The 13,461-nt window shown below is 58.8% G+C and carries 13 protein-coding genes; 7 read left to right on the forward strand and 6 right to left on the reverse strand.

Features of this window, described 5'->3' with window-relative positions:
* The first annotated feature begins 29 nt into the window (after positions 1 to 29).
* On the forward strand, positions 30 to 197 hold the full coding sequence (locus DW49_RS01000000128095) for a DUF2897 family protein (RefSeq protein ID WP_003378661.1): 168 nt from the start codon (positions 30 to 32) through the stop codon (positions 195 to 197).
* A 61-nt stretch (positions 198 to 258) separates the two neighbouring features.
* Here DW49_RS01000000128095 and DW49_RS0106195 read toward each other — a convergent pair whose 3' ends face one another.
* The gene (locus tag DW49_RS0106195; protein WP_044424533.1) at positions 259 to 1,086 is read right to left on the reverse strand and encodes a substrate-binding periplasmic protein; all 828 of its coding nucleotides are present in this window, start codon (positions 1,084 to 1,086) and stop codon (positions 259 to 261) included.
* Between the two features lie 268 nt (positions 1,087 to 1,354).
* On the opposite strand from DW49_RS0106195, the gene DW49_RS0106205 reads away from it, so the two are divergent.
* Together DW49_RS0106205 and ppnP are read left to right on the forward strand one after the other, a co-directional pair.
* On the forward strand, positions 1,355 to 1,897 hold the full coding sequence (locus tag DW49_RS0106205; protein ID WP_024419876.1) for a 3'-5' exonuclease: 543 nt from the start codon (positions 1,355 to 1,357) through the stop codon (positions 1,895 to 1,897).
* A 113-nt stretch (positions 1,898 to 2,010) separates the two neighbouring features.
* Complete coding sequence (gene ppnP / locus DW49_RS0106210; RefSeq protein WP_003378666.1) at positions 2,011 to 2,292, forward strand: pyrimidine/purine nucleoside phosphorylase; 282 nt, start codon at positions 2,011 to 2,013, stop codon at positions 2,290 to 2,292.
* 53 nt (positions 2,293 to 2,345) lie between these two features.
* Here ppnP and DW49_RS0106215 read toward each other — a convergent pair whose 3' ends face one another.
* Positions 2,346 to 4,115, reverse strand: a complete 1,770-nt coding sequence (locus DW49_RS0106215; RefSeq protein ID WP_024419875.1) for an ABC transporter transmembrane domain-containing protein — start codon at positions 4,113 to 4,115, stop codon at positions 2,346 to 2,348.
* Between the two features lie 287 nt (positions 4,116 to 4,402).
* Between DW49_RS0106215 and DW49_RS1000000133050 the strand changes: the two genes are divergently transcribed.
* Complete coding sequence (locus DW49_RS1000000133050) at positions 4,403 to 4,573, forward strand: PA1571 family protein (RefSeq protein WP_003378668.1); 171 nt, start codon at positions 4,403 to 4,405, stop codon at positions 4,571 to 4,573.
* A gap of 64 nt (positions 4,574 to 4,637) precedes the next feature.
* Here DW49_RS1000000133050 and pdxB read toward each other — a convergent pair whose 3' ends face one another.
* From pdxB to DW49_RS1000000132785, 4 genes are all read right to left on the reverse strand, one after another.
* Positions 4,638 to 5,780: a 4-phosphoerythronate dehydrogenase PdxB gene (gene pdxB / locus DW49_RS0106225; RefSeq protein WP_005616942.1), complete on the reverse strand. Its 1,143-nt coding sequence runs from the start codon at positions 5,778 to 5,780 to the stop codon at positions 4,638 to 4,640.
* Between the two features lie 88 nt (positions 5,781 to 5,868).
* Positions 5,869 to 6,123 (reverse strand): sulfurtransferase TusA, encoded by a 255-nt coding sequence (gene tusA / locus DW49_RS0106230; protein ID WP_003378672.1) that lies wholly within the window; start codon positions 6,121 to 6,123, stop codon positions 5,869 to 5,871.
* A 66-nt stretch (positions 6,124 to 6,189) separates the two neighbouring features.
* Entirely contained in the window at positions 6,190 to 7,263 is a 1,074-nt protein-coding gene (rlmM, locus tag DW49_RS0106235; RefSeq protein ID WP_005616939.1) for a 23S rRNA (cytidine(2498)-2'-O)-methyltransferase RlmM, read from the reverse strand.
* A gap of 3 nt (positions 7,264 to 7,266) precedes the next feature.
* Positions 7,267 to 7,440: a hypothetical protein gene (locus DW49_RS1000000132785; RefSeq protein WP_156356571.1), complete on the reverse strand. Its 174-nt coding sequence runs from the start codon at positions 7,438 to 7,440 to the stop codon at positions 7,267 to 7,269.
* 2 nt (positions 7,441 to 7,442) lie between these two features.
* On the opposite strand from DW49_RS1000000132785, the gene acnA reads away from it, so the two are divergent.
* From acnA to DW49_RS0106250, 3 genes are all read left to right on the forward strand, one after another.
* The gene (acnA, locus tag DW49_RS0106240) at positions 7,443 to 10,178 is read left to right on the forward strand and encodes an aconitate hydratase AcnA (protein WP_005616936.1); all 2,736 of its coding nucleotides are present in this window, start codon (positions 7,443 to 7,445) and stop codon (positions 10,176 to 10,178) included.
* Between the two features lie 177 nt (positions 10,179 to 10,355).
* On the forward strand, positions 10,356 to 11,921 hold the full coding sequence (locus DW49_RS0106245; protein WP_005616933.1) for a methyl-accepting chemotaxis protein: 1,566 nt from the start codon (positions 10,356 to 10,358) through the stop codon (positions 11,919 to 11,921).
* A gap of 316 nt (positions 11,922 to 12,237) precedes the next feature.
* A complete protein-coding gene (locus DW49_RS0106250) occupies positions 12,238 to 12,900 on the forward strand; it encodes a hypothetical protein (RefSeq protein WP_024421007.1) in 663 nt (220 codons plus the stop codon).
* The last annotated feature ends 561 nt before the right edge of the window (positions 12,901 to 13,461 follow it).

The raw sequence follows: 13,461 nt of genomic DNA on the forward strand, positions 1-13,461 counted from the left end.
CAAACCGGTATCACAACAAGGAGAGCGCTATGCCCTGGTATGCCTGGTTAATTCTGCTCGTAGCCATTGGCTCGATCGTCGGCGGTCTGATGATGCTGCGCGATACCGCCAAGAAACTGCCCCTCACCGAAGAACAGCTCAAACGCGTCCATGAGCGCAATGCAGAAATGGATGCAAAGGATGCCAAGGACCGCTGAACCTTCCGAGCCTGCTGGAGCTGTACAGGATGGCAGGATCAAACCTGCCTCCCCTCCTCGCTTAGTTCCCCGACGCAGCCGCAGTGACCGGCATGACCTTTATGTGCAGCGGCTGAAAGATCGCCGCCAGTTCTCCGTCCGCGCGTAACTTTTCCATCAACCTCACGAAGTGCGGCACATCAATGCTGCCATTCGGGCGCAGCAGCGCGTATTGCCGATAGATCTGATCGACACGTTCGGAGACCATCAATTGCGCGGCCTCATCTTTGTTATGTGCCATGAAATCAATCAGATAGGAACGGGTAACGGGGGCAATATCCACACGACCGCGCACCACCATCAGCAGGTTGCTGTCGTGGGAATACGTCGAGGTCACATTGAAGTGTTCACTCAGGTACTTCTGATCGGTGTTGAAGTTGGCAAAGCCGTAATGATAGCCACTGAAAAGCGCCAGACGCTTGTCGGACAAGTCATCGAAGTAACTCTGCTCTCGCCCCTCGACCCGCCGTGCCACATAGACTTCGGCGTCTTCAAGGCCCATGTCGACCGTCTGGTGTGGAATGTCTTTCCAGCCCCAGTCAGGGTTTTCGAAAATCGCGACGTCGAAACGACCTTCCGAGAAGTCACGAAAGCGCCGGGGCACAGAGGTCGGAACCATCACGAACTGATAGTCACTCTGTTCGGCATTCAGGGCATCGAGCAGCCTGGGCAGCAGACCGGTGTCCTCACCCTTTTCAGGGCGCACAATGTAAGGGGGAAAATGCACCACGGCAACGCGTACGACCTGCGCAGCAAAGACGTGCGGCGTCATAATCAGCGCAACGAACAGCGTCATTCCCGTTACGGCCGTGTTCACGACATTATCAATTACCACTGCAAGTCTTTTCATAAAACACGGCATTAATCAAAGCCCCCACGCTATGCGGTTTCCTTGATTTAAACAACTGTCAAATCAACGACGCCAGCGTAATGCATACCGCTCGACGCTTTGAACACATGGCCAAATACGACGATCTCGCTGGAGGCACCAATGCAATAACGCGCGGTCATTGTAAGGGCGGCGTGAAACACGCTGCTGCCCACACGCCGCACGTCACGCGCGTAACGCATTAGTGTAGCTACGCTGAAGCCATTGACTATCGTAAGGGAGCTTGATGATGCCGCATTGGCTGGTGATTGATCTGGAGGCGACCACCGAAGAAGGTGGCTGGCCGGTCGCAGAAATGGAAGTCATCGAGATAGGTGCGACGCTGGTCAATCAGGATGGGCGCGAGCTGGACCATTTCGAACGCTTCGTACGCCCCGCACGCAGGCCACTGTTGACTCATTTTTGCAAGGAACTGACCCATATCAACCAGAGCAACATCGACAGCGCTGCGCCGCTGACCACCGTGTGGCCGCAGTTCGAGCGCTGGCTGAGCCATCATCGCGCCCGTGTAGTGGGCTGGGCCAGCTGGGGGGATTATGATCGTCAGCAACTGGAAGAGGAATGGCGCCATCATCAACTTGGCAGTGTGCTGTCCAGCATGCCGCATGTCAATCTCAAACAGCGTTTCGCACAGGCCCGTCAGTTGCAAAAACCGGTGGGGCTGAACAGTGCGTTGCAGCTGGCGGGTATGCAGTTCAGCGGGCAACAGCACAGGGCGCTGGTAGATGCGCGCAATACTGCCAGGCTTTTGCCGCTGATTCTGCCCAACTGAATGTTGCAGCACCTGAACACTTATTCCATATCGAGCTGCAATGGACGTGACGAGTTTTAACCTGTTGGGCATACTGGCAAACCATTTTCAACCCTTTCATCAAGGAACCGCCCATGTTCAAGGTCAACGAGTACTTCGACGGCACCGTCAAATCCATCGCCTTCAGTCAGGCCGAAGGTCAGGCAACCATTGGTGTAATGGCAGCGGGCGAATATGAGTTCGGCACTGCACAGCGGGAGATCATGCATGTGATCTCTGGCGAATTGAACGTCAAGCTCCCGGACAGCACCGACTGGGAAACTTTCTCCACTGGCAGCCAGTTCAATGTACCCGCCAACAGCAAGTTTCAGCTCAAAGTAAGCGTCGATACCGCGTACCTGTGCGAGTACCGCTGAACCTGAACGAGTGGGAGGCTTGACCTCCCACTGCTGCCCTCGCCCCCCCGCCGCTATTCGACACCCGCATTGAACTGCAACGCCGCCAGCCGTGCATATAACGGGTTGCTGGCAATCAGTTGCTGATGAGTACCTACCGCCACCAGTTGCCCCTGATCCATCACCGCGATGCGGTCAGCATTCTGCACGGTCGCCAGACGGTGAGCGATGACCAGCGTGGTACGGCCTTTCATCAAGCTGGGCAAGGCTTGTTGAATCAGGTGTTCGCTTTGCGCATCCAGCGCGCTGGTCGCCTCGTCCAGCAGTAAAATCGGCGCATCGACCAGCAAGGCACGAGCAATCGTCAGACGCTGGCGCTGCCCACCCGACAGCCCCAGCCCGCCCTCGCCCAGATGAGTGCGGTAACCGTCGGCCATTTCCAGAATGAACTCGTGGGCATGGGCGATACGTGCCGCTGCCTGCACCTGTTCGAAGCTGGCGTTGACGTTGCCGTAACGAATGTTGTCTTCGACGCTGCCAAAAAACAAACCAGGCGTTTGCGACACCAGCGCAAAGCAGCGACGCAGGTCATGGGGATCGAGCTGCACGGCCGGCACGCCCTCGATCAGAATGCGCCCACAGCCTGGGTCGTAAAAACGCAGCAGCAGGTCGAAGATCGTTGACTTGCCCGCGCCGGACGGCCCTACCAAAGCCAGGGTTTCGCCGGGCTCCACGGTCAGGGTCAGGTCATCGACCGCATTACGCTCGGGGCGCGACGGATAGGCGAAACTGACGCCCTCCAGCGCAAGCCTGCCGCTGATACGTGGTGGCAGGGTCTGCAGGCCGGTCGGCGGCGCGCTGATCTCGCTGCGCGCCTGCAGCAACTCGCCGATCCTCTCGGCCGCACCGGCGGCGCGCTGCAGCTCGCCGATCACCTCGCTCAACGTGCCGAACGCCATACCGACCACCAGCGCGTAAAACACGAAGGCCGCCAGTTCACCGCTGGAAATGCGGCCGCTGATCACGTCCATGCCGCCCACCCATAACATCACTGCCACCGCCCCCAGCACCAGAACGATAACCAGCGTGATCAGCCAGGAGCGTTGCAGGATTCGCTTGCGCGCGGTATCGAACGCCTGCTCGACGGTGTGGGCAAAACGCTGTTTATCCTGTTGCTGATGGTTATAGGCTTGCACCGTCTTGATCTGCCCCAGCGCCTCGGCCACATAGCTGCCGACATTGGCGACGCGGTCCTGGCTCTCGCGCGACAGAGTGCGCACTCGCCGACCGAACATGAGAATCGGCGCGATGATCAACGGCAAGGCCACCACCACGATGCTGGTGAGCTTGGGGTTGGTAATAAACAGCAGCACGATCCCGCCGACGACCATCAACGCATTGCGCAGGAACATTGACAGCGACGAGCCGATGACCGACTGCAACAGCGTGGTGTCGGCGGTGAGTCGCGACTGGATTTCCGAACTGCGGTTGTTTTCATAGAACCCCGGATGCAACTCGATCAAGTGGTCAAAGACCTTCTTGCGCAGATCCGCCACCACACGCTCGCCGATCCACGACACCAGATAAAAGCGGCTGAAAGTGCCTATGGCCAGGCCCACCGTCAGCAGCATGAAGAACCCGATCGAGCGTTCGAGCAATTGCGGCGAACGGGTCATGAAACCCTGATCGATCATCAACTTGATGCCCTGCCCGATCGACAGCGTGATGCCCGCAGTGACGACCAGTGCCAACAATGCGCCAAGCGCCTGCCAGCGGTAAGGTGCGATGAAACTCGCGGCCAGACGAATCGCCTGGCGTTGACGCCTGGAAACCAGTGAAATCATGAAAAGTGAACCTGCCTGTGTGCCCGAGCTGTCTGAACCGCAAAGCCTACACCTGTCACGCCAGGCGTGCTGCGCATCATTGCGAGTGAACTTGCGCCGCGTTTGAAAGGTCAGGTTATGTCTGCTTGACAGAGAACGCTATAAGAGATCGATCTAAGCGCCTGCTGGCAGACTTACATCATTTCTGTTGCACTGGTATCGCGTTTGAACGGCTGACAGCACCTGTCACGGACCGGTCATCAAGCGCGGTTAATTTAACGCCGTTACCTGATGAAAGGAGATACACCATGAGCCTGCAAGAGCGCAGCAACGAAGTTCAAGTCGTTCGAGCCACGCCCAATCTGCCGGTGGGCGGTGCAATTCTCGACCAGCACGGGCAAGAAGTCCTGATCACCGAAGAAATGGTTCAGGCTGCCTGCCAGGAATGCGACAAGAACTGGGTCACCCCGGAAAAATAATACCGAGCGACACCTCATCTTGAAACCCGACCTCCAGGTCGGGTTTTTTATGCCAGGCAACGTCTTAGACCCGCACCGCCCCCAGTGCCCGGATCAGTTGCGTCAGCGCGTCGGACTCGCCTTCCAGGTGAACCTTCAGCCCTTCGATTTCCCGACGGGGCGGGTAATGTTTGCGCAGCGCATCGAAGGCCAGTCGCTGGCTGGCGGTGTCGCCGGTCAGGCTGCGACGGAAATCCGCATCGTCACGGCGCGGGTCGTATACGCCGCGGCACAGCATGTTCAAGGCCCACTGCGGGTCGGTGGCAGCGTCCAGGCTGACTTGCGCCAGCCAGGGGGTCGGCAGCAGGTCAGCGAGGCTGATCGCCGCCGGCTGATCGAGAAAGGCGCACAGCGCCTGGTAGATCTGCGCAGTGCCGCGCTGCCTGCCGTCGAGACTGTAACCCGCGATGTGCGGCGTGCCGATGACGCACAGGTCAGCCAGCGCCACGTTGACCTGCGGTTCGCCTTCCCACACATCGAGCACGGCTTGCAGGTCTTCACGCTCAAGCATGACATCGTGCAGTGCGCGGTTATCCACCACCGCGCCACGGCTGGCGTTGATCAGCCAGGAGCCTTGCCTGAGCTGACGCAGACGCGCTTCGTCGAGCAGGTGCCAGGTCGGTGACTGGCCGCTCTTGTCCAACGGCGTATGCAGGCTGATCACGTCACAGCGCTGCAGAATCTCATCAAGGCTGACGAAGTCACCGCCTTCGGCAGACTGGCGTGGCGGATCGCAGACCAGCACCTTCCAGCCCAGCGCTTTGAGCACAGCGATCAGCCGCCCCCCCACCTGCCCCGCACCGACCACACCATAGGTGCGCTGGCGCAGATCGACGCCTTCGATTTCCGCCAGGGTCAGCAGACTGCCCAGCACGTAATCCACCACGCCGCGCGCATTGCAGCCCGGTGCGCTCGACCACTGAATCGCAGCATCCTGCAGGTAGGTGAGGTCCAGATGATCAGTGCCAATGGTGCAGGTGCCAACAAAACGTACCGGGCTGCCCTCAAGCATCTCGCGGGTCACCGGCGTCACGGAACGCACCAGCAAGACATCAGCGTCGGCTACCGCTGCGTGGTCGATGGAGCGGCCTGGCAAGCGGCGGATTTCACCGAAACCGGCAAAAAAGGCGTCGAGCAGGGGAATGTTTTCGTCAGCAACAATGCGCATGGAAGCCTCTCAAGGTCTGGCGGACATGAGCCGGTCCACAGTGTGAACAGGCGCGTCGTGAACAAGCGCGGTTGCAGCGATGTGGCGGTCAGTCGGATTTTTTACGAATCCAGTACAGGAACGTGCCCTCTTCAGCCTGCTCGGCCACCAGTTCATGGCCGAGAAACACGCAGAATTTCGGGATGTCACGGCGCGTGGACGGATCGGTCGCAATCACCTTGAGCAGGCCGCTTGCGGGCAGATCACGGACTTTCTGGTGCAGCATCATCACCGGTTCCGGGCAGAACAGCCCGGTGGCGTCCAGAACGGCGTCGACGGTGAGGCTTTCAATGGGTTCAGACATGGGGCACTCCAGCGGCGGGTAGCTATTGTCGCTCAAATCAGCAGGTACGATAAGCGCCAGCTTGCCTCACTTGCGGGCCGCTTTGGCCACATCCAGCCTGCGCAGGTGGCAAGTGACTTCTTCGCGGTCATGGTAAAGCTGCTTGCAGCCAATCGATACCCGCACACCGCGCGCCTGAAAACCTTCTTCGATGCGGTCGAGCAAGCGGCGCACTTCAGCGTAGCGCTGTTTCATCGGCAGCTTGAGGTTGACCACCGCTTCACGGCACAGCCCTTCGCCCAGCCAGGTTTCCAGCAGGGCCGCATTGCGCGCCGGTTTTTCGACGATGTCACAGACCATCCAGTCCACAGGGTGACGAGGCTTGTAGGTAAAACCGTCCGCCATCAAGTGCTGCACCAGCCCGGTGTCCATCAGGCTTTCGGCCATCGGGCCATTATCGATGGCGGTCACCAGCATGCCCCGGCGCACCAGTTGGTAGGTCCAGCCGCCGGGCGCAGCGCCCAGGTCCACGCCCGTCATGTCACCGGAAAGACGCTCGTCCCACTGATCTCTGGGGATAAAGTGGTGCCACGCTTCTTCCAGCTTCAAGGTGGAGCGGCTGGGTGCTTCGCGGGGGAACTTCAAGCGCGGGATGCCCATCGGCCACATCGCCGAGTTATCGGCCTCGGCCAGGCCGAGAAACACTCCGCGACCGCTCTTGAAGGTCAGCAGCAGGCGCGGTTTGCGTGGGTCATCGACCAGCTTGCCAGCCTGGGTCAGGGCCTTGCGCAGTGGTGCCTCGAACTTTTTGCAGAAATTCGACAGCTCTTTGCCATCGTTGGTATCCACAACTTCCAGCCACAGGCTGCCGCAGGTCGGGAACGTCGACAGTTGCGCAAGAATCACGCTGATGCGGTCGGTTTCCGGCAGATCAACGAACAGGCCCCGCGCCCACTGACGAGGGAAGATCAACGTGTCGAAGCGCTGACCGTTCATCAGTCGTTCGGCACCATCCGCTTCAGTGCAGATGAATTCGGCGCAGGCCGTGTCGGGCCGCGCCTTGGCGTAACCGGAAACGTCCAGGCGTGCAGCGAGGTCGGCGATCTCCGAGCAGACTTCGCCCTCGAAACCGGGCCGACAATGCATAAACAGCGTATTCATGGGTTACTCCTGATCGGGCGTAACCCCGCAGACTTCAAAGGCGCGCATGATAACGGAATCAGGAACCACTGGCGCGGCCAGACAGTCCACAGAACCTGAAGCCTGATGCGGCGCTCCCGACCTGATGCACATGGAGCCCGTCACCCAATGCCCGGAGATCATTACAAAAGGAGACATTCATGCCCTCCCTCGATAGCCTGAAAACACTCGACATCGATAACAAGACCTACCACTACTTCAGCCTGCCGGAAGCCGCCCGCTCGCTCGGCGACCTCGACAAGCTGCCCATGTCGCTCAAGGTGCTGCTGGAAAACCTGCTGCGCTGGGAAGACAACAAGACCGTCACTGGCAACGACCTCAAGGCCATCGCCGACTGGCTGACTGAGCTCCGCTCGGACCGGGAAATCCAGTACCGCCCCGCCCGTGTGCTGATGCAGGACTTTACCGGCGTGCCTGCAGTGGTCGATCTGGCGGCCATGCGCGCTGCCGTGGCCAAGGCAGGTGGCGATCCGCAGCGGATCAATCCGCTGTCGCCGGTCGATCTGGTCATCGATCACTCGGTGATGGTCGACAAGTTCGGCAACGCCGAGGCATTCGGTGAGAACGTCGACATTGAAATGCAGCGCAACGGCGAGCGCTATGCCTTTCTGCGTTGGGGCCAGAGCGCCTTCGACAACTTCAGCGTGGTGCCGCCCGGCACCGGTATTTGCCATCAGGTGAACCTGGAGTATCTGGGCCGCACTGTCTGGACCAAAGAGCAGGACGGTCGTACCTACGCGTTCCCCGACACGCTGGTCGGCACTGACTCGCACACGACGATGATCAACGGCCTTGGCGTATTGGGCTGGGGCGTGGGCGGGATCGAAGCCGAGGCGGCGATGCTCGGCCAGCCGGTATCGATGCTGATCCCGGAAGTGATCGGTTTCAAACTGACCGGCAAATTGAAAGAAGGTATTACCGCCACCGATCTGGTGCTGACCGTGACGCAGATGCTGCGCAAGAAAGGCGTGGTCGGCAAGTTCGTCGAATTCTACGGCGACGGCCTGGCGGATCTGCCGCTGGCCGACCGTGCGACCATTGCCAACATGGCCCCGGAGTACGGCGCGACCTGCGGCTTCTTCCCGGTCGACGAGGTGACGCTGGATTACCTGCGCCTGTCCGGCCGCCCCGACGAGACCGTGAAGCTGGTCGAGGCCTATTGCAAGGCGCAAGGGCTGTGGCGTCTGGCAGGTCAGGAACCGGTGTTCACCGACAGTCTGGAGCTGGACATGACCACCGTGGAAGCCAGCCTCGCTGGCCCCAAACGTCCGCAAGACCGCGTGGCGTTACCGCAGGTGGCCAAGGCATTCGATGACTTTCTCGGTTTGCAGGTCAAGCCGGCCAAGGTCGACGAGGGCCGCCTGGAAAGCGAGGGCGGCGGCGGTGTCGCGGTGGGCAACGAAGCGCAGGTCGGTGACGAAACCCAGTATGAATACAACGGCCAGACCTACCCTCTGAGAGATGGCGCGGTGGTGATCGCGGCGATCACCTCCTGCACCAACACCTCCAACCCAAGCGTGATGATGGCCGCCGGCCTGGTGGCGAAAAAAGCGGTCGAAAAGGGCCTGCAACGCAAACCCTGGGTGAAGAGCTCGCTGGCACCTGGCTCCAAGGTTGTGACCGATTACTACGACGCAGCAGGCTTGACACCGTATCTGGAAGCGCTGGGCTTCAATCTGGTGGGCTACGGCTGCACGACCTGCATCGGTAACTCCGGGCCGTTGCTGGAGCCGATCGAAAAAGCCATTCAGCAGTCCGACCTGACCGTAGCCTCCGTGCTGTCGGGTAACCGCAACTTCGAAGGCCGCGTCCATCCGCTGGTCAAGACCAACTGGCTGGCCTCGCCACCCTTGGTGGTGGCGTATGCGCTGGCAGGTTCGGTGCGCACCGACATCAGCAGTGAACCGCTGGGCGAAGGGTCGGACGGCAAACCGGTCTACCTGCGCGACATATGGCCCAGCCAGCAGGAGATCGCCGACGCAGTCGCTAGTGTGAACACCGGCATGTTCCACAAGGAATACGCCGAAGTCTTTGCCGGCGACGAGCAGTGGCAAGCCATCGAAGTGCCGCAGGCTGCCACTTATGTCTGGCAGGAAGACTCCACCTACATTCAGCACCCGCCGTTCTTTGAAGACATCGGCGGCCCGCTGCCCGTGATCGAGGATATAGAAAACGCACGCATTCTGGCGTTGCTGGGCGATTCGGTAACCACCGACCACATCTCCCCTGCCGGCAATATCAAAGCTGACAGCCCGGCCGGCCGCTATCTTCAAGAGAAAGGCGTCACGTATCAGGACTTCAACTCGTACGGTTCACGCCGTGGCAACCATGAAGTGATGATGCGCGGCACCTTTGCCAACATCCGTATCCGCAACGAAATGCTCGGTGGCGAGGAAGGCGGCAGCACGGTGCACGTGCCTTCCGGCGAAAAACTGGCGATCTACGACGCGGCCATGCGCTATCAGGCTGAAAGCACGCCGCTGGTAATCGTCGCGGGGCTGGAATACGGCACTGGCTCAAGCCGCGATTGGGCGGCTAAAGGCACCAATCTACTGGGCGTGAAGGCGGTCATTGCCGAAAGCTTTGAGCGGATTCACCGCTCCAATCTGGTTGGCATGGGCGTGCTGCCGTTGCAATTCAAAAACGGCCAGACCCGCAAGACATTGGCCCTTACCGGAAAGGAAACCCTAAAAATCACCGGCCTGACCAACGCCGACGTGCAACCGGGCATGAGCCTGACCCTGCACATCAACCGCGAGGACGGCAGCAAGGAAACGGTCGACTTGCTGTGCCGCATCGACACGCTTAACGAAGTGGAATACTTCAAGTCCGGCGGCATTCTGCATTATGTGTTGCGGCAACTGATCGCTTCCTGAGCCAACAGCACATTCAGGGGCGCAATGCCCTGTGCGCAGGAACTGTCGCGGTGTCAGGCACGCCGCGACAGATTCCTGATGCGCTGACTTACCGGTCATTTGGCGTGCAATGCTCAATTTATCGACTCCCCGGCCGATAACACGCCATCGTCTTCCGGATCGAAGGATCGAAATCCCATGCGCAACAACCAGCCCGTCACTCAACGCGAGCGGACATTTCCTGCCGAACAGCGACTGATCTCCACCACCGACACCCGAGGCACCATCACGTACTGCAACGATGCCTTTGTCGATATCAGCGGTTACAGCGAGGCGGAACTGCTCGGTGCCGCGCACAACACAGTTCGCCACCCGGACGTGCCCCCAGCGGTGTTCGCGCACATGTGGACCACGCTCAAGACCGGTCAGCCGTGGATGGGCATCGTCAAGAACCGTTGCAAGAATGGCGACCATTACTGGGTCAACGCCTATGTGACGCCGGTGCTGGAAAACCGCCAGGTCGTGGGTTTCGAGTCCGTGCGTATCAAACCGACCGCCGAACAGATTCGTCGGGCCGAAACACTTTACGCGCGCATCAACAACGGCAAAAGCGCCGTGCCTGGCCGTGATAAATGGCTGCCGATACTTCAGGACTGGCTGCCGTTCATTCTGGTCAGCCAGTTGAGCTTTCTGATCGGCGTGTGGCTCAATTCGCAGTGGGGCTTCGCACTGGCTGCAGCGTTGTCGGTGCCGCTGGGCTTGCTGGGGCTGTCATGGCAGCAGCGCGGCACCAAACGCTTGCTGCGGCTGGCCGAACAGACCACCTCCGACCCGTTGATCGCTCAGATGTACACCGACAGCCGTGGCCCGCAAGCGCGTCTGGAGATGTCGATCCTCGGCCAGGAAGCGCGTCTGAAAACCTGCCTGACCCGCTTGCAGGACACCGCCGAGCATTTGAACAATCAGGCCCGCCAGGCCAACTCGCTGGCCAACGCGAGCTCGACCGGGCTGGAGCGCCAGCGCGTGGAAACCGAACAGGTGGCCGCCGCCATCAATCAGATGGCCGCCACCACCCAGGAAGTCGCCAGCCACGTCAATCGCGCCGCTGACGCCACCCAGCAAGCCAACGAACTGACCCGTCGCGGCCGCGACATTGCCGGTGAAACCCGCGACGCCATTCAGCGCCTGTCCACTTCGGTGGGCGAAACCGGCCTGACCGTGACAAGGTTGGCCAAGGACAGCGACGAAATCGGCGGCGTGGTCGATGTGATCAAAGGCATTGCCGACCAGACCAACCTGCTGGCCCTCAACGCCGCCATCGAAGCCGCACGTGCTGGCGAGATGGGTCGAGGGTTTGCCGTCGTGGCAGATGAAGTGCGCCAACTGGCGCAACGCACCGCCGAGTCCACCGGGCAGATTCACGGCTTGATCGCCAAACTGCAGCAGACCGCCAACGACGCGGTGCAGACCATGAACACCGGTCGTCGTCAGGCTGAAGAAGGCGTCGCGCGGGTACTGGAAGCCGATCAGGCGTTGGTGGGCATCAGCGAGGCCGTGGCCAACATCACCGACATGACCACACAGATCGCCACCGCCACCGAAGAACAAAGCGCGGTGGCCGAAGAGATCAACCGCAACATCTCGACCATCGCCAGCCTGGCCGACACAACCTCAGACGAGGCCCGTCGCTCGGCGATATTGAGTGGCGAACTGACCGATACGGCCAACTCCCAGTATTCGCTCGTGGAGCGATTTAATCGCTGAAACTTCAAGCGACTTAAAGAGCCCCGACAGAGTTGATCTGCCGGGGCTTTTTATTGGGCGCTTTCTATGTGCTTTTTCTTTATGGACTGACAGAACACTGAAGTAGCTCCGAAGAGAATGTAGGATACTTCCTTAATACCACAAACGACAGTAAAACGGCCGATGTCGGCATTGACACAGAGCGTTCAATCCGATTATTTGAAATTCAGGTGATGCGCGGTAGTTATTTATTACCTTTTTTAGTTATTGCGTGTCGTCCTGAAAAAACTTTAGACCGGCGCCATTTGGCGCTTGACTTATTAATTAGAGAGACAAGATGAATAATTTCACAGCCCTCGTATTGGAAGCACCTTCAGTTCCTGTGGCAGAAAGCGATGGCCTGATCAGGGTTCGCGATCTTGAATCAGGCATTTCGGTCCATTTCACCGCACGGGGCTTAATAAAAGAAAAAGACAGCTTTGAGCTTATGGTTAACGGTGTTGGCTCCGGGGTTACTCAAATCATTTCTGATCCTGACGCACCTGAAGAGGTGCAGTTCGTTATGAATCTGCAGCCTGAACACTTCGCTAAAGATGGCACTTATGCAATCGGTTACCAGTGGTTAACATTTCCGGGCGATATTCGGACAGACTCAGCAACCACTGAGATTCGGATCGACCGCACCGCCCCCGGCGCAGCGCTGCTGGCTCCCGCCATTTTCCATCAGATCAACCTCGGCAACACCCTCACAGGCATTGTCCCGGGCTACGCTGGCATGCAGCCCGGAGACCGCATCCAGACCTTTTGCAATGACCGGCAAGGTCCCGCGTACGAGGTCACCTCCGACAACCTGACTGATCGTCCGCTACAGATCATTTTCGACAAGGAATTGCTGCTGAATCTGCACAGCGACAGCGTCACGATCAGCTACCGGGTCATCGATCGTGCGGGCAATATTTCGCTGCCGGCGCGCTCCGTAACACTCTCGATGCAGGTTTAATCACGACGGCCTACATTTTTCGCTCAATACCTTGAAGGTTTCGCACACTGAAGTGTGCGAGACCCTAATGATAAGTTTGAGTGAATCTTCCTACGAACGAGTAGGATTTTAGACAAAAATGAAAATTTTCAGATTTGTAAGAATTGTCTGTAGTAACGGTCCTACAAAGATAGGCGGCAGAAAAAATCTCAAACCCGCACCAACCCGAGGCAATACCCTTTGTTTACAGCATCTTCGACACTAATGACCGATAATTTAGTGCCATTATGAAACCAAATGTAACTGCAAAGTCTGACACAACCTTTGCAGAACCTTGAATTAGCCGGGGACTTGACCTGAACACTTATGTGTTTTGTAATATTTCCGCTGCCGACACCTGTCGGCACACATATAACAATCCAACTTAATGTAAATAAACGAGTTCACGATGGATAAAAACAAGTCCACGGATGTCGCTGCGCGCACCCAACTAGTGTGCCGTCTCAAAATTAACTTCTCTCATGCCTGCGTGCTCATTGCCGCGCGGGCTCGCTGTATTTTGTTCAAAATATCTTCTCCCTT

The sequence above is a fragment of the Pseudomonas avellanae BPIC 631 genome, from assembly GCF_000444135.1.
GTDB lineage: Bacteria > Pseudomonadota > Gammaproteobacteria > Pseudomonadales > Pseudomonadaceae > Aquipseudomonas > Aquipseudomonas avellanae.